Origin of the sequence: Aggregatibacter segnis ATCC 33393, assembly GCF_000185305.1 — a bacterium.
Classification (GTDB): Bacteria; Pseudomonadota; Gammaproteobacteria; order Enterobacterales; family Pasteurellaceae; genus Aggregatibacter; species Aggregatibacter segnis.
The window spans coordinates 1662330-1680294 of record NZ_GL622200.1; the positions used below are offsets into that span (position 1 = coordinate 1662330).

At 43.1% G+C, this 17965-nt stretch carries 17 protein-coding genes; 7 read left to right on the plus strand and 10 right to left on the minus strand.

Annotation, left to right across the window (positions count from 1 at the left end; genetic code table 11):
• The first annotated feature begins 41 nt into the window (after positions 1–41).
• Positions 42–1184 (plus strand): elongation factor Tu, encoded by a 1143-nt coding sequence (gene tuf / locus HMPREF9064_RS01685; protein WP_204100856.1) that lies wholly within the window; start codon positions 42–44, stop codon positions 1182–1184.
• Positions 1185–1345: 161 nt separating this feature from the next.
• Here tuf and HMPREF9064_RS01680 read toward each other — a convergent pair whose 3' ends face one another.
• Positions 1346–3661, minus strand: a complete 2316-nt coding sequence (locus HMPREF9064_RS01680; protein ID WP_006719345.1) for a Tex family protein — start codon at positions 3659–3661, stop codon at positions 1346–1348.
• 112 nt (positions 3662–3773) lie between these two features.
• Here HMPREF9064_RS01680 and greB point away from each other — a divergent pair, with 112 nt between their 5' ends.
• Positions 3774–4253: a transcription elongation factor GreB gene (gene greB, locus HMPREF9064_RS01675; RefSeq protein ID WP_032997984.1), complete on the plus strand. Its 480-nt coding sequence runs from the start codon at positions 3774–3776 to the stop codon at positions 4251–4253.
• A 46-nt stretch (positions 4254–4299) separates the two neighbouring features.
• On the opposite strand, the gene mreD is transcribed toward greB, so the two are convergent.
• The 3 genes from mreD to HMPREF9064_RS01660 all read right to left on the minus strand — a co-directional run bounded on the left by mreD (position 4300) and on the right by HMPREF9064_RS01660 (position 6977).
• Positions 4300–4788 carry a rod shape-determining protein MreD gene (gene mreD / locus HMPREF9064_RS01670; protein WP_006719349.1) on the minus strand — a complete coding sequence of 163 codons (489 nt, stop codon included), beginning with the start codon at positions 4786–4788 and terminating at the stop codon, positions 4300–4302.
• Positions 4788–5855: a rod shape-determining protein MreC gene (gene mreC, locus HMPREF9064_RS01665; RefSeq protein ID WP_006719351.1), complete on the minus strand. Its 1068-nt coding sequence runs from the start codon at positions 5853–5855 to the stop codon at positions 4788–4790. The genes mreD and mreC overlap by 1 nt, the downstream gene beginning before the upstream one ends.
• 66 nt (positions 5856–5921) lie before the next feature.
• Positions 5922–6977: a rod shape-determining protein gene (locus HMPREF9064_RS01660; protein WP_006719353.1), complete on the minus strand. Its 1056-nt coding sequence runs from the start codon at positions 6975–6977 to the stop codon at positions 5922–5924.
• Between the two features lie 236 nt (positions 6978–7213).
• Here HMPREF9064_RS01660 and rnr point away from each other — a divergent pair, with 236 nt between their 5' ends.
• From rnr to glpQ, 4 genes are all read left to right on the plus strand, one after another.
• Positions 7214–9604, plus strand: coding sequence for a ribonuclease R (rnr, locus tag HMPREF9064_RS01655; protein ID WP_006719356.1), 2391 nt, complete (start codon positions 7214–7216; stop codon positions 9602–9604).
• Positions 9597–10334: a 23S rRNA (guanosine(2251)-2'-O)-methyltransferase RlmB gene (rlmB, locus tag HMPREF9064_RS01650; protein WP_006719359.1), complete on the plus strand. Its 738-nt coding sequence runs from the start codon at positions 9597–9599 to the stop codon at positions 10332–10334. Before rnr ends, rlmB begins: the two co-directional genes overlap by 8 nt.
• 306 nt (positions 10335–10640) lie before the next feature.
• Positions 10641–12083, plus strand: coding sequence for a glycerol-3-phosphate transporter (glpT, locus tag HMPREF9064_RS01645; RefSeq protein WP_006719361.1), 1443 nt, complete (start codon positions 10641–10643; stop codon positions 12081–12083).
• Between the two features lie 155 nt (positions 12084–12238).
• A complete protein-coding gene (gene glpQ / locus HMPREF9064_RS01640) occupies positions 12239–13324 on the plus strand; it encodes a glycerophosphodiester phosphodiesterase (RefSeq protein ID WP_032997985.1) in 1086 nt (361 codons plus the stop codon).
• Positions 13325–13425: 101 nt separating this feature from the next.
• Here glpQ and rplS read toward each other — a convergent pair whose 3' ends face one another.
• The 6 genes from rplS to HMPREF9064_RS01610 all read right to left on the minus strand — a co-directional run bounded on the left by rplS (position 13426) and on the right by HMPREF9064_RS01610 (position 17520).
• The gene (rplS, locus tag HMPREF9064_RS01635; protein WP_006719364.1) at positions 13426–13776 is read right to left on the minus strand and encodes a 50S ribosomal protein L19; all 351 of its coding nucleotides are present in this window, start codon (positions 13774–13776) and stop codon (positions 13426–13428) included.
• A gap of 24 nt (positions 13777–13800) precedes the next feature.
• Entirely contained in the window at positions 13801–14550 is a 750-nt protein-coding gene (gene trmD / locus HMPREF9064_RS01630) for a tRNA (guanosine(37)-N1)-methyltransferase TrmD (RefSeq protein ID WP_006719366.1), read from the minus strand.
• A gap of 64 nt (positions 14551–14614) precedes the next feature.
• The gene (gene rimM, locus HMPREF9064_RS01625; protein ID WP_032997986.1) at positions 14615–15142 is read right to left on the minus strand and encodes a ribosome maturation factor RimM; all 528 of its coding nucleotides are present in this window, start codon (positions 15140–15142) and stop codon (positions 14615–14617) included.
• A gap of 24 nt (positions 15143–15166) precedes the next feature.
• Positions 15167–15415 carry a 30S ribosomal protein S16 gene (gene rpsP / locus HMPREF9064_RS01620; protein ID WP_006719370.1) on the minus strand — a complete coding sequence of 83 codons (249 nt, stop codon included), beginning with the start codon at positions 15413–15415 and terminating at the stop codon, positions 15167–15169.
• A 248-nt stretch (positions 15416–15663) separates the two neighbouring features.
• Positions 15664–16959 (minus strand): Xaa-Pro aminopeptidase, encoded by a 1296-nt coding sequence (gene pepP / locus HMPREF9064_RS01615; RefSeq protein WP_006719371.1) that lies wholly within the window; start codon positions 16957–16959, stop codon positions 15664–15666.
• A 12-nt stretch (positions 16960–16971) separates the two neighbouring features.
• Positions 16972–17520, minus strand: coding sequence for a YecA/YgfB family protein (locus HMPREF9064_RS01610; protein ID WP_006719374.1), 549 nt, complete (start codon positions 17518–17520; stop codon positions 16972–16974).
• Between the two features lie 129 nt (positions 17521–17649).
• On the opposite strand from HMPREF9064_RS01610, the gene HMPREF9064_RS01605 reads away from it, so the two are divergent.
• Positions 17650–17955: a cell division protein ZapA gene (locus HMPREF9064_RS01605; RefSeq protein ID WP_032997987.1), complete on the plus strand. Its 306-nt coding sequence runs from the start codon at positions 17650–17652 to the stop codon at positions 17953–17955.
• Positions 17956–17965 lie beyond the last annotated feature (10 nt).

Genomic DNA, 17965 nt, shown 5'->3' on the forward strand with positions numbered 1-17965 from the left:
TGTCTAAAGAAAAATTTGAACGTACAAAACCGCACGTTAACGTGGGTACAATCGGCCACGTTGACCATGGTAAAACCACTTTAACTGCAGCTATCACAACCGTATTAGCAAAACACTACGGTGGTGCAGCTCGTGCATTCGACCAAATCGATAACGCGCCGGAAGAAAAAGCGCGTGGTATCACCATCAACACATCCCACGTTGAATACGACACACCAACACGTCACTACGCACACGTTGACTGTCCGGGACACGCCGACTATGTTAAAAACATGATTACCGGTGCGGCACAAATGGATGGTGCTATCTTAGTAGTAGCAGCAACTGATGGTCCTATGCCACAAACTCGTGAGCACATCTTATTAGGTCGCCAAGTAGGTGTTCCTTACATCATCGTATTCTTAAACAAATGCGACATGGTAGATGACGAAGAGTTATTAGAATTAGTTGAAATGGAAGTTCGTGAACTTCTTTCTCAATATGACTTCCCAGGTGATGATACTCCAATCATTCGTGGTTCTGCATTACAAGCGTTAAACGGCGTAGCAGAATGGGAAGAAAAAATCCTTGAATTAGCTCAAGCATTAGATACTTACATTCCTGAACCTGAGCGTGCAATCGACCAACCGTTCCTTCTTCCAATTGAAGACGTGTTCTCAATCTCTGGTCGTGGTACTGTAGTAACAGGTCGTGTAGAGCGTGGTATCATCCGTACCGGTGATGAAGTTGAAATCGTTGGTATCAAACCAACTGCGAAAACAACCGTAACCGGTGTTGAAATGTTCCGTAAATTACTTGACGAAGGTCGTGCAGGTGAAAACATCGGTGCATTATTACGTGGTACTAAACGTGAAGAAATCGAACGTGGTCAAGTATTAGCGAAACCGGGTTCAATCACTCCACACACTGACTTCGAATCTGAAGTGTACGTATTATCTAAAGAAGAAGGTGGTCGTCATACTCCATTCTTCAAAGGTTACCGTCCACAATTCTATTTCCGTACAACTGACGTAACCGGTACTATCGAGTTACCGGAAGGCGTGGAAATGGTTATGCCTGGCGATAACATCAAAATGACCGTATCCTTAATCCACCCAATCGCGATGGACCAAGGTTTACGTTTCGCTATCCGTGAAGGTGGCCGTACAGTAGGTGCTGGTGTGGTAGCTAAAATTATCAAATAATTGATAATAAACCTAATTAGAAAGGCGTATCGAATGGTACGCCTTTTTGTTTTCATCATGTTGATAAAACGAATCTGGTGAAAACACAATAAAAAATGACCGCACTTTAATGAAATAAAGTGCGGTCATTTTTTTAAATATTTTTAGTAAACTAGCATTTACTATTTCTTCCAATTCTTCAACGCATCCGCAAAGGCATTGCCCATCGCATTATTTACTCGTGGATTACTACGATCTTGGCGGGCATTATCTGAACGCGATTTTGCGGATAAAGTACGGTCAGATTTTCCGTCATTTTTCACCGCACTTTCATCTAAACGCATGGTTAATGCAATACGACGACGTGCCACATCCACTTCCAATACTTTCACTTTTACGACATCGCCGGTTTTCACCACTTGATGCGGATCTTCCACGAATTTATCACTGAGGGAAGAAATATGAACCAAGCCGTCTTGGTGTACACCAATATCCACAAAGGCACCGAAATTGGTCACGTTAGTTACCGTACCTTCTAAGATCATACCTGCTTTCAAATCTGTGATTTCTTCCACACCCTCAGCAAAGGTGGCAGTTTTAAATTCACCGCGCGGGTCGCGCCCCGGTTTTTCCAATTCTTTGAAAATATCTTGAACCGTCGGCAAACCAAATTGCTCATCGGTAAACTGTTTTGCATCAAGCTGGCGCACTAAACTGGCATTGCCCATTAAATCCAGAATCGATTGCTCTGTTGCTTGCAGGATTTTTTCCACCACAGGATAGGCTTCCGGATGTACGCCGGAGGCATCTAATGGATTGTTGCCTGCGGCGATACGCATAAACCCTGCGCATTGTTCAAAGGCTTTAGGGCCTAAACGCGGAACTTTTTTCAGTTGCTCACGGCTGTCAAAACGCCCGTTTTCATCACGGTATGTCACAATATTCTGCGCTATCGTTTTGGTCATCCCCGCCACACGGGCTAATAACGGTACAGAGGCGGTGTTGAGATCCACCCCGACTGCATTTACACAGTCTTCCACCACCGCATCTAGTTTACGCGCTAATTGGCTTTGATTCACGTCATGTTGATACTGCCCCACACCAATGGCTTTCGGCTCAATTTTCACCAATTCTGCCAACGGATCCTGCAAACGACGAGCGATTGACACGGCTCCACGCAAGGATACATCCAAATCCGGAAATTCCTGTGCTGCCAATTCGGAAGCGGAATAGACGGAAGCACCCGCTTCGCTCACCACCACTGTTTGTGGTTTATTTTCTTTAATTTCCTTGATCACATCTTTGGCGAAACGTTCAGTCTCACGAGAGGCTGTCCCATTTCCGATAGCAATCAATTCCACGTTGTGTTGTTTAATTAATTGGAAAATAGACAACATCGCACGCTCCATCTGCCCAGTGTGGGGATAAATGGTATCGGTTGCCAATAACTTACCAGTGTTATCCACCACAGCCACTTTCACGCCGGTACGTAGCCCCGGGTCTAACCCCATCGTGTTCTTGGCGCCTGCCGGTGCAGCCATTAAAAGTGCGGTCAGATTTCGTGCAAACACATCAATAGCTTCATCTTCCGCTTTCTCACGCAAGGTTGCCATAAGTTCCGTTTCCAAATGCAAGGCCACTTTAATTTTCCATGTCCAAGCAATCACTTGCTCACGCCATTTATCGGCAGGTTGGTCATTAAAACGAACACCTAAATAATCACGAATAATCTCTTCGCAATAACTCTGGCGACTCCCCTCTTCCGCTTCAGGATCCGCATTTAAACTTAATTGTAAAATGCCTTCATTACGGCCACGGAACATCGCCAAAGCACGATGAGACGGCACATTTTTAAGCAGCTCTTGGTGATCAAAATAATCTTGGAATTTCGCACCTTCCGCCTCTTTACCCTCAATCACTTTAGAAACAATCAGCGCATTTTTGCTTAAATAATCACGCACTTTCGCCAATAATCCAGCATCTTCGGCAAAACGTTCCATCAAAATATAACGAGCTCCGTCTAATGCAGCCTTAACATCTGGTACGCCTTTCTCTGCATTTACATAATCAAGCGCGGTGCTTTCCGGCGATGTTTTTGGCTCATTCCAAAGCAAATCCGCCAATGGCTCAAGCCCCGCCTCAATGGCAATTTGACCTTTCGTACGGCGTTTGGGTTTAAACGGTAAATACAAATCTTCCAACTCGGTTTTGCTTTGCGTAGCTTGGATTTTGTCACGCAATTCATCCGTTAATTTGCCTTGTTCTTCAATGGATTTCAGAATAGTTTGGCGACGGTCTTCCAATTCGCGTAAATAAATTAAGCGGGTTTCAAAATGACGCAATTGGGTGTCGTCTAGGCCGCCGGTGGCTTCTTTACGATAACGGGCAATAAAAGGAATCGTGTTTCCATCGTCTAATAATTGAATGGCGGCAAGAATTTGACTATCGCGTACATTTAACTCTTGCGCGATAAGTTGGCTAATTTGCTGGTTTAACATGATATGTACTTCTTAATAATGAAAAAACGGGCATAGCATACTGTTTTTGCGCAAGAGGCTCAAATGTTTGTTCCTTTTTCGGTATAATTTTACGGCAATTGAGGACAGGATGATGGCAAAGTCAAATTACATTACCCGACAAGGCTGGAATGTGTTGGATCGGGAATTAAAATTTTTATGGAAAGAAGAACGCCCGCAAGTCACACAGGCGGTATCTGATGCTGCCGCATTGGGCGATCGCAGTGAAAACGCGGAATATATTTACGGTAAACGCCGATTACGGGAAATTGATCGCCGTGTACGCTTTCTCACTAAACGGCTGGAAGTACTACAAATCGTGGATTATTCCCCGAAGCAAGAAGGAAAAGTGTTTTTCGGTGCGTGGGTGGAGCTAGAAAACGAAGATGGCGAAGTTAAACAATATCGTATTGTGGGCTGTGATGAATTTGATCCGGCGAAAAACTGGATTTCCATTGATTCACCGGTAGCTCGCGCCTTAATTGGTAAAGAAGAAGACGATGAAATTACCGTAGAAACGCCTTCCGGTAAGATTCAGCTCTATGTGAACCGTATTTGGTATGAAAAGGTTTAGTTAAGGTAAAGTGCGGTCAGAAAATTCAGTGAATTTTCTGCGCACATTAACTCAAACTTAAATAACGACGGATTTTTCTGAGAAGTAAGAAAATCCAAGGCCAAAGTACACCACTGGCTAACGCCCCGAAAATTTCTTGCCAGTTAAAATTGGCGCTATGCAAAACAAATTCAATCAAGAAAATACTGACTCGAATAGCAAAAACGAAGCCCACCAGCAACAAACTTTGCATCCATAAGGAAAGGTTGCGCAACCGTAAATGATGTCGAGTAATGAGATACGCGAATAAGGACATCACTAAGGCATGCACACCAAGTGTTGAGCCAAGCACCATATCCCAGATAATACCGATAATAAACGCCCACCCAATATTGACTTTATGCGGAATTGACAACGCCCAATAGGCAAACACCAAAACAATCCATGCCGGTTTAAAACTCTGGAAACCAGATGGCCATGGCGCCAATTCCATCACTAAAGCAATCGTAAAAATTGCCGTCAGCACAAGACATTGAAAGAAAAATCGACCTTGCATTAATCTTCCTCTCTGTGAGATTGATTTGGTAACGGTGGATGATTCATCTCATTTTGCGAATCCGTTGGTGCTTCTGCCGGCATGTATTCAGTTGGTAATGGCGAAGTCATATTATTGCTCGGGTCATTCTCTACCGGGACAACGGTTTTCTTCACTTTATTGGCTTCGGCCCCTTGATTATCAAGACGTTGTTGAACCACCTTACGCACTTCTTCCGGCGTAATGGTTTTCGCTTTACGCATATCTTCATTCGTTGGCCACAATAAAAGCACATAACGCAATTTATCAATAGAAGCCAAGGGTTTTGCCGTTACTGTCGCAAAATAATTTTTTCCATTTCTGGAAACTGATTCCACGATCGCCACCGGATAGCCTTCCAAGAAACGCCCGCCTAAACCCGATGTGACTAATAAATCGCCTTTTTGAATATCAACGGAACGCGGCACATTATCTAACGTCAATTCATCACTATGTCCTGTTCCGTTAGCGATCAAACGTACGTCATTACGCAATACTTGAACCGGAACGGCATGCGTCACATCCGTAATCAACAAAATACGGCTGGTGTTTTCCCCCACTGAAATAATTTGTCCAACGACGCCTTTCTCATCAATCACCGGCTGACCGACATAAGCCCCGTCTTTTTCACCTTGATTGATCACGATTTGTTGACGATAAACATCTGTTTCGGCAGTCAATACTTCTGCAATTTTTTTGTATTCGTCGGTTCGTAATGGTGAATTTAGTAATAAACGTAAACGTTGGTTTTCAACTCTTAACTGATCAAGCAACAGTAAATCGGCATTTTTTTCACGCAATTGCTCTTTTAACACGCGATTTTCAATTTGCAGTTTATTGGTATCCACCAAATTATCAGAAACACCATCTAACACCGCACGAGGTGTATTTGCTAAATAATAGAGACTACCGACCGCTGTTTCTAGAAAGCCGCGGGCTTGAATTATCGCATTCGTTTGTCCGTCAGATAGGATTAAACCGACAGAAGCGGTAACAGCTAAAAAGAGTTTCAATCCTAAGGGAGGGGTCTTACCGAAGATAGGTTTCATTGTCGTCAATTCCGACTAAATAAAAGTGCGGTCATTTTTAACCGCACTTTTTCTTGTTCATCAAGCTTAAATTTCGTCGCTGAAAATATCGCCGCCGTGCATATCAATCATATCCAAGGCCTCACCGCCGCCACGAGCAACACAAGTAAGCGGATCTTCTGCCACAATCGTCGGCACGCCGGATTCTTTCGCTAACAATATATCAATATTGCGTAACAAAGCACCACCACCGGTCAACACCATGCCGCGCTCGAAAATATCGGCAGCATGTTCCGGTTGGCATTCTTCTAATGCAGTACGTACTGCCGCGACAATGCCACTCAATGGTTGGCGAATCGCCTCTAAAACATCTTGAGAGGTTAAGGTAATGGAACGTGGTGCACCTTCTGCAATATTGGAACAATGCACTTCCATTTGTTTGACTTCATCGCCTTCTTGAATGTACGCAATACCAATTTCTTGTTTAATACGTTCAGCGGTTGGTTCACCAATAATGGAACCAAAGTTTTTACGCACATAAGACACGATAGCTTCATCAAAACTGTCACCACCAATGCGCACAGAAGAAGAATAAACGATGCCGTTTAAAGAAATTACTGCAACTTCTGTCGTACCACCACCGATATCAATGACCATGGAACCTGTTGCAGTCGAAACCGGTAACTTCGCCCCAATAGCTGCTGCCATTGGTTCTTCGATTAAATACACTTCGCGAGCACCAGCCCCCATGGCAGATTCTTTAATCGCACGACGTTCTACTTGAGTTGCACCTGCCGGCACACAAATCAACACACGCGGACTTGGACGCATGAAGTTGCCGCTGTGAACCTGTTTAATAAAGTACTGCAACATTTTTTCGGTCACGAAAAAGTCTGCAATCACGCCATCTTTCATCGGACGGATAGCTTCGATACTTTTCGGTGTACGCCCTAACATTTGTTTCGCTTCTTTACCTACCGCAGCAATGCTTTTTAATGAGCCGCTACGATCGCGACGAATCGCTACGACGGAAGGCTCATCAAGAACAATACCCTGTCCTTTCACATAAATTAATGTATTTGCTGTACCAAGATCGATTGAAAGATCGTTAGAAAATAAACCGCGAATTTTTTTAAATAACATACGTATTCCACTGAACTAAATTGAATAAAACAAGCTCATTTTCGAGCGTTAAAAAATTGCGCTAAATGTACCAAAAAATGCGCGCCTATAACAGAAAATTTTATGTTTCAGCGGCAAAAAATTACAATTTAACGATGAGCTTGATGCTTTTCCACAAGCTACCGAACCGCAATTTCCCTTGCTTTAGACAAAACAGCGTGTAAACTGACCGCACTTTATTTGATGAAAAGAAAATTATGGCGAAAAAAACAAACAAAGCGATATTGCAAGATCCGAATTATGCAAAGGAATTGGCAAAATATGACAATCCGATTCCGAGTCGTGACTTTATTCTGCAAGTGATTCGCAAACAGAATTCTCCTATGAGCAAAGAGGAGATTTTTAAAACCCTTGCCATTGTAAATGAAGAACAACAAGAAGCCATGCGCCGTCGTTTACGCGCCATGGAAAATGACGGCCAGTTAGTGTTCACCAAACGCAAATGTTATGCCTTACCGGAAAAACTGGATTTACTTAAAGGCATGGTGATAGGCCATCGAGAAGGCTTCGGTTTTTTACAAGTCGAAGGAAAAAAAGAAGACTTTTTTATTCCCAATGTGCAAATGCAGAAAGTCATGCACGGCGATTATGTGTTGGCGCAACCTAACGGATTTGACCGCAAAGGTCGTCCGGAAGTGCGCATTGTGCGTGTATTGGAAGCGAATAAAAAACAAATTGTCGGTCGTTTTTTCCTTGAGCAAGGCATAGGTTATGTAGTGCCGGACGACAGCCGTATTACACGCGATATTTTAATTCCTGATAACGCCCGTCTTGGTGCCCGCATGGGGCAAGTCGTAGTGGTGGAACTCCACCCGCGTACAGCGCCGTTTTTCCAACCTATCGGCAAAATTACCGAAGTACTGGGTGACAATATGGCGAAGGGCATGGAAGTGGAAATTGCCATTCGTAAACATGATATTCCCCACAGTTTCCCAAGTGCGGTAGAAAAACAACTTAAAAAATGGGCTGAAAACGTGCCTGAAGAGGCTAAACGTAGTCGTGTAGATTTGCGTGACTTGCCGTTAGTGACCATTGATGGAGAAGATGCACGCGATTTTGACGATGCGGTATTTTGCCAAAAACAAGGCAAAGGCTGGAAACTTTGGGTGGCCATTGCTGATGTAAGCTATTACGTTCGACCGAAAAGCGCATTGGACACAGAAGCCTATAATCGAGGCAATTCCGTCTATTTTCCAAATCGCGTCGTACCGATGTTGCCGGAAAAACTCTCCAATGGTTTGTGCTCGTTAAATCCGCAAGTGGATCGCTTATGCATGGTGTGTGAAATCACGCTCTCCGCTAAAGGCAAAATGACAGACTATCAATTTTACGAAGCAGTGATGAATTCCCATGCCCGTTTAACCTATAACAAAGTGGCAAAAATACTGGAAAAAGACACCGCACTTTGTGAACGTTACGCCTCATTAGCGCCTCATTTGCAAGATCTGCATGACATGTATCAAGCATTAGTGAAAGCCCGCCAGCAACGTGGTGCCATTGAATTTGAAACCATTGAAAGTAAATTTATTTTCAATGCGTTGGGACGTATTGAACGTATTGAGCCGGTTGTGCGTAACGATGCCCATAAAATCATTGAAGAATGTATGATTTTGGCAAATATTGCGTCTGCCAACTTCATGGCGAAACATCAAGAACCGGCGCTATACCGCATTCATGCCGTACCAAGTGAAGAAAAACTCACGGCATTTCGCAGTTTCTTGGCGGAATGTGGCTTGAGTCTATCCGGTGGGAATAAACCGACACCGATGGATTACGCACAGTTACTTGAACAGATTAAACAACGCCCGGATCATGAATTAATTCAAACCATGTTGTTACGTTCCATGAGCCAAGCGGTTTACAGCGCCGACAACATCGGCCACTTCGGATTGGCGCTAGAAGAATATGCTCATTTCACCTCACCGATTCGCCGTTATCCCGATTTAACCTTGCACCGCAGCATTAAATATTTATTAGCGAAAAAGAAAGGTTCTAAACGTAAAACCACCGACACCGGCGGATATCATTATCAACTTGAGGAAATGGATGTCTTTGGCGCACATTGTTCCTCCACAGAACGCCGTGCCGACGATGCCACCCGTGAAGTCGCCGATTGGCTAAAATGCGAATACATGCAAGATCATGTGGGCGAAGAATTTGACGGTGTCATTTCTTCCGTGACCGGTTTCGGCTTCTTTGTCCGTTTGAATGATCTGTTTATCGATGGCTTAGTGCATATTTCCGGTTTGGCGAATGACTACTACTTATTCGATATGCCGAAACAACGCCTTATTGGTGAAAACAACGGCATGATTTTCCGACTCGGTGATGCCGTGAAAGTGCGTGTAGAAGCCGTGAGTTTAGAACAAAAACAAATTGATTTTTCCTTAATTTCAAGTGAACGCAAGCCGAAACGTAGTGGTAAAACGGCACGAACGAAAGCCAAGAAAACCGAAGTAAAGCCTTCCAAGAAGACGTCGACCAAGAAAAAGGCAAAAGCAGAAAAAAGTGCGGTCAAAAAAAGTCACGTATCTAAAATGAAACCGAAAGCCACCAAAACGAACAAGGTAAAGAAAAAACATGAGTGAAACAATTTATGGCATCCATGCAGTAAAAGCATTTGTCTCTAATCATCCGGAACGTTTAATTGAAGTGTTAGCGTTAAAAGGCCGAGACGACCAACGTTTGCAACCCTTAATTAATGAAATTCAACGACTTGGTATTTCTGTTCAGTTTTTGAATCGTCAAACGTTGGACAAAAAAGCAGAGGGTGAAGTGCACCAAGGCATTATTGCGCGAGTGCACTCGTTACCTGAATTAAATGAGCATGATTTGGATCGTTTACTCGAAACGCGCAACGTGCCTTTGTTATTGGTTTTAGATGGTGTCACCGATCCACATAACCTTGGTGCTTGTTTGCGAACGGCAGATGCTGCAGGCGTAAGTGCGGTGATTGTGCCGAAAGATAAATCTGCCCAACTTAATTCTACTGCACGAAAGGTCGCCTGTGGCGCAGCAGAAAATGTCCCGCTTATTCGAGTGACTAACCTTGCCCGTACCCTGCGTGATCTACAAGAACGACACAATGTATGGGTTGTTGGCACCGCCGGTGAAGCCACCGAAACCCTCTATCAAACCAAGCTCACTGGTGCCTTGGCATTGGTCATGGGGGCAGAAGGCGAAGGCATGCGCCGCTTAACCCGTGAGCATTGCGATCAACTGATCAGCATTCCAATGGCCGGCTCGGTTTCATCTCTCAATGTCTCCGTAGCGACCGGTGTTTGTTTGTTTGAAATCGTCCGCCAACGGTTAGGCTGATTTAGCGAGTAAGATATTGAAAAAGTGAGGCGATTTTTGACCGCACTTTTTCTCATCCAGATAAAAATAAGCGCTTAGAATAGCGCTTATTTTTTTATTTACCCCTACAATTTATGAGCGAAAATGAACAGCTGATGTTCATTTAGCAACGACAAACATTTCGTATTCAATCAAAAGTGCGATTATTTTTGTGATATTTCTCACAAAACACCATAATTTTGCTTTCCTGTTTTTATATTTGCTTTATCATTCCTGCGTTCTTTTCATATAAAGACAATATTACTTATTTAACTCTTGGAGAATTTTATGTTTGGTCCATTTAAACCAGCTCCACATATTGCTGAGCTGCCGGCTGACAAAATCGATTCCACCTACAAACGCCTACGTTGGCAAGTGTTTGCAGGGATCTTCTTTGGTTATGCCGCTTACTATTTTGTACGTGCAAACTTTGACTTAGCACAACCCGGTTTAATTCAACAGGGCTTGTACACAAAAGCGCAACTAGGTGTTATCGGCTCAGCGGCTGGTCTTGCCTATGGTTTATCTAAGTTCGTAATGGCAGGTATGTCTGACCGTTCAAACCCTCGCGTATTTTTACCATTTGGTTTATTGCTTTCTGGTCTCTGTATGACCATGATGGGTTTATTCCCATGGGCAACCTCTGGCGTAGCCATCATGTGGGTAATGATCTTCTTAAATGGTTGGTTCCAAGGGATGGGCTGGCCGCCATGTGGTCGTACAATGGTACACTGGTGGTCTAAATCAGAACGCGGTACTATCGTATCTATCTGGAATACAGCGCATAACATCGGTGGTATGATGCCGGGTGCAATGGTGCTATTAGCAAGTGCCGTTTTCTTCAGTACTCATGGTATCGAAGCACAAGCAAAAGACATTTGGCAACAATCCCTCTACTATCCGGGTATTGCAGCAATGCTCTGTGCAATTCCAGTTTACTTCGTCATGCGTGATACTCCACAATCTTGTGGTTTACCATCAATCGAAAAATGGCGTAATGACTACCCAGATGACTATAACGAAAAAACTTACGAAAACGATTTAAGTACAAAAGAAATCTTCGTAACTTATGTGTTGAAAAACAAATTGTTATGGTACATCGCGATTGCTAACGTATTCGTATACTTAATCCGCTACGGCGTATTAAAATGGTCTCCGGTTTACTTAAGTGAAGTAAAACACTTCAACATCAAAGGTACCGCATGGGCTTACACAATCTATGAATTAGCCGCAGTTCCAGGTACATTATTATGTGGTTGGGTATCAGATAAAGTCTTCAAAGGTAAACGTGGTTTAACCGGTTTCATCTTCATGATCTTAACTACAGCAGCTGTAGTGGCATACTGGATGAACCCAGCTACACCGGAAGCAGAATTAGCAAATTACGCAGCGTGGTATGAAAACCCATATCAATTAACCGACTTCATCTTAATGACCTTAATCGGTTTCTTAATCTACGGTCCGGTTATGCTTATCGGCTTACATGCTCTTGAACTTGCACCGAAAAAAGCGGCAGGTACAGCAGCAGGATTTACCGGTTTATTCGGTTACTTAGGTGGTACAGTATCAGCTTCTGCCGTTATTGGTTGGGCTGCACAACACTACGGTTGGGACGGTGGTTTCTACGTCATGATCGGTGGTGGTGTTCTCGCGGTGCTCTTGCTCTTTATCGTCATGATTGAAGAAGGCAAACACAAAGCTAAAATAGGTGACACCTACGGCACTAAATAATTAAACAATACAAAGGCGCAGGCGAAAGCTTAGCGCCTTTTTTGTACATGAATTTTTAAGTTAAATGATTTTATCCAACATAAGTTTCTGTCGCTGCATTTGGGTAGAATCAAAAACACCCAAAAAATCAACCGCACTTTCAGGGAGAAATGCTGATGAAATTAAAAACCTTAGCCGTTACATTAATTGCAGCAGGCGTATTAGCCGGTTGTAGCCACCAATCCGCCGTAAACAACATGAAATCAGACAAAATTATTATTGCCCATCGTGGTGCAAGCGGTTATTTACCTGAGCATACATTGGAATCTAAAGCGCTTGCTTTTGCACAACAAGCCGATTATTTAGAACAAGATTTGGCGATGACAAAAGACGGTCGCTTAGTCGTCATTCATGATCATTTCTTAGACGGTTTAACTGATGTTGCAAAAAAATTCCCAAATCGTCATCGTAAAGACGGCCGTTACTACGTTATCGACTTTACATTAAAAGAAATTCAAAGTTTGAATATGACAGAAAACTTTGAAATGAAGGAAGGAAAACAGGTCGCTGTTTACCCTGGACGTTTTCCTCTGTGGCAATCTCATTTCAAAATTCATACATTTGAAGATGAAATCGAATTTATCCAAGGTTTAGAAAAATCCACCGGTAAAAAAGTGGGTATCTACCCTGAAATAAAAGCGCCTTGGTTCCACCACCAAAATGGCAAAGATATTGCTGTAGAAACTCTCAAAGTGTTAAAAAAATACGGCTATGACAAGAAAAGTGATCTAGTTTATTTGCAAACTTTCGATTTCAATGAGTTAAAACGTATTAGAACGGAATTACTACCGAAAATGGGCATGGATTTAAAACTTGTCCAGTTAGTGGCATATACCGATTGGCATGAAACGGAAGAAAAAAATGCCAAAGGCAAATGGGTAAATTATGACTATGATTGGATGTTCAAACCAGGCGCCATGGCAGAAGTTGTAAAATATGCCGATGGTGTTGGTCCAGGCTGGTATATGTTAATTGACAAAGATAAATCCAAACTGGGGCAAATTGAATATACGCCTTTAGTGAGAGAATTGGCGCAATATAAGGTTGAATTGCACCCATATACCGTGCGTAAAGATGCATTGCCTGAATTCTTTACTGACGTAAACCAAATGTATGATGCCTTGTTAAACAAATCAGGCGCAACGGGTGTCTTTACCGACTTCCCGGATACGGGCATAGAGTTTTTAAGAAAACAAAAATAATGCACGAATCAAATATGTGAATTAAGCACATTTAATTGCTTATCAACATAAATAAAAAAGGCTTGGAAATCCAAGCCTTTTCTTTTTTCTGGTTTGCGAAATTATTCGCCCAAACGCTCTTTGATACGAGCCGCTTTACCGGAAAGTGCACGTAAGTAGTAAAGTTTCGCTTTACGTACCGCACCTTTACGTTTCACTACGATGCTATCAACTGCCGGAGAGTGAGTTTGGAAAACACGCTCAACACCAACACCGTTGGAGATTTTGCGTACAGTAAATGCAGAGTGCAAGCCACGGTTACGAATTGCAATAACCACGCCTTCGAATGCTTGCAAACGACGTTTGCTACCTTCAACAACCCATACTTTAACTTCTAATGTGTCACCTGGACGGAAGCTAGGTACGTTTTGTTTTAATTGTTCTTGTTCAAGTTGTTTAATGATGTTAGACATTTTTGATCCTTTTTGATCCTAGATTTAACTGAGTTTACTGTTATATTCGGCTTGCGCCTGTTTTAACAGCTTACGTTGTTCGTCAGTCAGAGCTAGGCCTTCCAGTAGCTCAGGGCGTCGTAACCATGTTCTCAATAACGATTGTTTTAACCGCCATTTGCGAATTTCCTCATGGTGTCCCGACATCAGCACGGGTGGCACGGTTAATCCATCAAGCACTTCAGGACGCGTATAATGCGGACAATCCAGTAATCCGTCGGCAAACGAATCTTCCTCAGCGGAAGCTTGTTTACCAAGCACACCTGGGATAAATCGGGCAACTGCATCAATTAACGTCATTGCCGGTAATTCACCGCCGGTGAGGACATAATCACCTACCGACCATTCTTGATCAACAACCGTTTCAATTAAACGCTCATCAATGCCTTCATATCGGCCGCATAACAAAATCAATTTCTGATTCTGCGCTAATTCCTCTACGCCTTGTTGATCGAGTTTACGACCTTGCGGCGAGAGATAAATCACTTTTGCACCTTCGCCTGCTACTTCTTTTGCTGAATCGATAGCGTCCTTTAATGGTTGCACCATCATCAGCATTCCCGGACCTCCGCCATAAGGACGGTCATCCACGGTTTTATGCTTATCGTGCGTAAAATCTCTTGGATTCCAGCACCGCACTTGTAACAGGTTTTGCTTAACAGCCCTGCCGGTTACCCCATATTCCGTAATTGCTTTAAACATTTCAGGGAACAGACTTATTACCCCAATCCACATAATTTAGCCTTAACTTTTGAGCCTTATGTTAATGTTACCGCAAAGCGCTACGGCATACCTGAGATTAGAAACCAGCGTCCCAATCCACTGTAATCGTCTTAGTGGCGGGATCGACTCTTTTAACTACTTGTTCATACAAAAACGGAATTAACCGCTCTTGTTTCCCGAAAGCATCTTTTACATTGGCTTTTACCACCAATACATCATTAGAACCGGTTTCCATCATTTCAGTCACCGTTCCCATGGCATAACCTTCCAGATTCACCACCGCACAACCAATTAAATCGTGCCAGTAGTAATCCCCTTCTTCCAGTTGCGGAAATACTGATAAATCGACACCGATTTCCACATTGGCAAGAGTTTGCGCCGCCTCACGATCATCCACGCCCTTTAATTTAACGATCAGTTCGTGATTATGATGACGCCAGTTTTCCAGTTCGGTTGGCTGCCACTGCCCTTTGATTTTCAAAAACCAAGGTTGATAATCAAAGATACTTTCAGCTTGTTCTGTGGATGAGTAAATACGTAACCAACCGCGAATACCATAAGTCGAACCTAATTTGCCGACCGTTTCGATTCTTTGTTGTTGCATATTCATCACCTCAAAAAAGTAAAATTACGCAGCTTTTTGCGCTTCTTTTACTAAAGTCGCAACGCGATCAGACAATGAAGCACCTTGACTAACCCAGTGGTTAACACGGTCTAAATTGATACGAACACGTTCTGCATTGCCTTGTGCGATTGGATTGAAGAAACCAACACGCTCAATGAAACGACCGTCACGTGGTGAACGGCTGTCAGCAACGACGATTTGGTAAAATGGGCGTTTTTTAGCTCCGCCACGAGATAAACGAATGGTTACCATAACCTTCCTCTAATTATTTGATTACAAAAAGAAAACCCTCAAATATCGAAAGTTAAATGAGAGTTAAACTTACTTTTTTCTCTGTATATATAGACAAAAAGCCCGTGGATTGTACTCTTTTTCGCATAAAAAGCAAGTTAAAATCCATGTTCGGGCGTTGTTGAAATAGGCGTTTTTCAGATAGCGTGAAACTAAAGTGCGGTCGTTTTTCAGAACGTTTTTAAGTGCTATTTTTACCGCGCCAAAAATTACGCATCTGCCATTAATTTTTCAATATCAGCAATTTCTTTCGGTGCAGCAGACGTCAGATTTTTGTTGCCGTAATCGGTAATCAACAAATTGTCTTCAATCCGAATGCCAATGCCTTTGTATTGTTCCGGAATATCCGCCTCTTTAGATAAATACAATCCCGGTTCTACAGTAAGTACCATGCCGGGTTCCAAAGTGCGATCGCGATTTTCACCATATTCACCCACATCATGTACATCCAAACCGAGCCAATGCCCTAACCCGTGCATATAAAATTCACGATAGGCTTTTTGTTCGATTAATTCATCTACGTCGCCTTTCAAAATACCTAAACGGACCAAACCTTCGGTTTTAATACGAATGACTTCTTCATTCGCTTTCGCAATGGAGCCGCCCGGTACCAGCAATTCAATGGCGCGTTTTTGTGCTTGTAGGACAATCTCATAGATCGCTTTTTGCACTTCGGTAAATTGACCATTCACCGGGAAAGTCCGGGTAATATCGCCGGCATACATGGCAAATTCGCAGCCTGCATCAATCAGCACCAAATCGCCGTCGCGCAACGGCATATCATTTTCCGAATAATGCAAAATGCAGGCGTTTTCACCACCAGCAATAATGCTGTTATAGGAAGGATAACGCGCACCGAAGCGGTTAAATTCATGCAAAATATCGCTTTCCACTTCATATTCTAAACGGTTCGGGCGAGTTTGTTGCATAACTTTAATGTGTGCAAGCGCACTGATTTGCCCCGCTTGTTGCATGAGCGCTATTTCATTTTCCGATTTGAACAGGCGCATCTCACCAAGCATCGGCTTCCAATTAAAAACACTCAAAAACTCCACCGCACTTTGTTCCAGCAAGGCATCACCCCAAGGCTGTTGCTTTGGTGCATAATAAAGTGCGGTCTGTTTTTGTACTAAATTTTTAAACTGCGGCACAAACTCGTCGATGGCATAAGCGGTATCCACCAACAACGTTTGCGGCGCATTGTCCACGCCAAGACGGCGTCCGTTCCAAATTTCCAGTAATTTATCGGACGGGCGTACAAACATGATCGCCTGCTGTTCACCTTGCTGTTTACGCAATAACAATGCCGAATTCGGCTCATTAAAACCGGTTAAATACCAGAAATAACTGTCCTGACGGAAAGGATAATCACAGCCGTCATTGCGGCGACGTTCTATGTCGGAAAACACCAAAAATAAGGAATCTTCCTGCATTAGTTCGAAAACCTTAGCGCGGCGTTGGGCAAATTCTTCCATCGGTAACGCTGCCATGTATGCGAGATCCATATTGTATCCTTATTAATGTAACGTCGGTTGTTTGTCTTCTTGTTTGGTGAAATGGGTAAAAAACAAGGTGGCGATGGTGCGCACATATTCCACGATCTCTTCCACCGCTTGCGCCAGTTCCTCAGGATCATCGTCTTCTTCGTAACCTAACTGGCAAATATCGTGTAAATCGTCCACGGCTTCGCCAATATCGCCTTTTTCTTTATCCAAATGCGGTTGAGCCAAACCTAAACCGAGCAGAAAGTGATTCGACCATTCCGCTAAGCCATCCGCCTGTTCAAACACATTTTCCGTATCGGGCAAACAAAGCTCAAAGTCAAAAGCTTCATTGTCCGCCAATTGGCGATGAACTTGTTGATAAATGTCGCTAACTTGCGTTAAAAGCGCAGTAGGATAGGCATGATTATCATTGGTAAATTGATAGAGTAATGGCTGCCAACTTTGATCTTGAATGCCTCCGCAAATTAAGCCGCTCAAAAAGCCGTGTAATTCGGCGGCAGAAAGTGGAATAGAGGCTTGTTGGAGTTGTTGATTCAAGTTTTGATAAGAAATTGTTGTCATTGAAATTATCCTTGTTGAGATTACGCTTAGTTTATCATTCTACACCGCAGGCAACCAGTTTAGAAATTGGCAAGTTTTTTTGCCTATGGCATAATACAGGCAGTTTTGATTAAGGAATTTGAGGCTAAAATGTCATCAAAAAGTATTGAAATTTCCGTCTTAGGGCAGGTATTACGTTTAAATTGTCCGGAAGAACAACATGAAGCTTTACGCAACGCTGCCCGCGAATTAGATCAACGCGTCTTGGAAATGAAAGAGCGCACCGGCATGTTACAAGTTGAAAAGGTCCTTTCCATCGTCGCCTTAAATTTAAGTTTTGAGCTTATGCAAGAGCAACAAAAAACGCATCTCATTGAGGATGTGCTAAAAAACAGAATTTTACGTCCGCTCGATCATTCTCTTGAAAATATCGGGGCACAAAAGCTCAATTCCTGATAATTTCAGA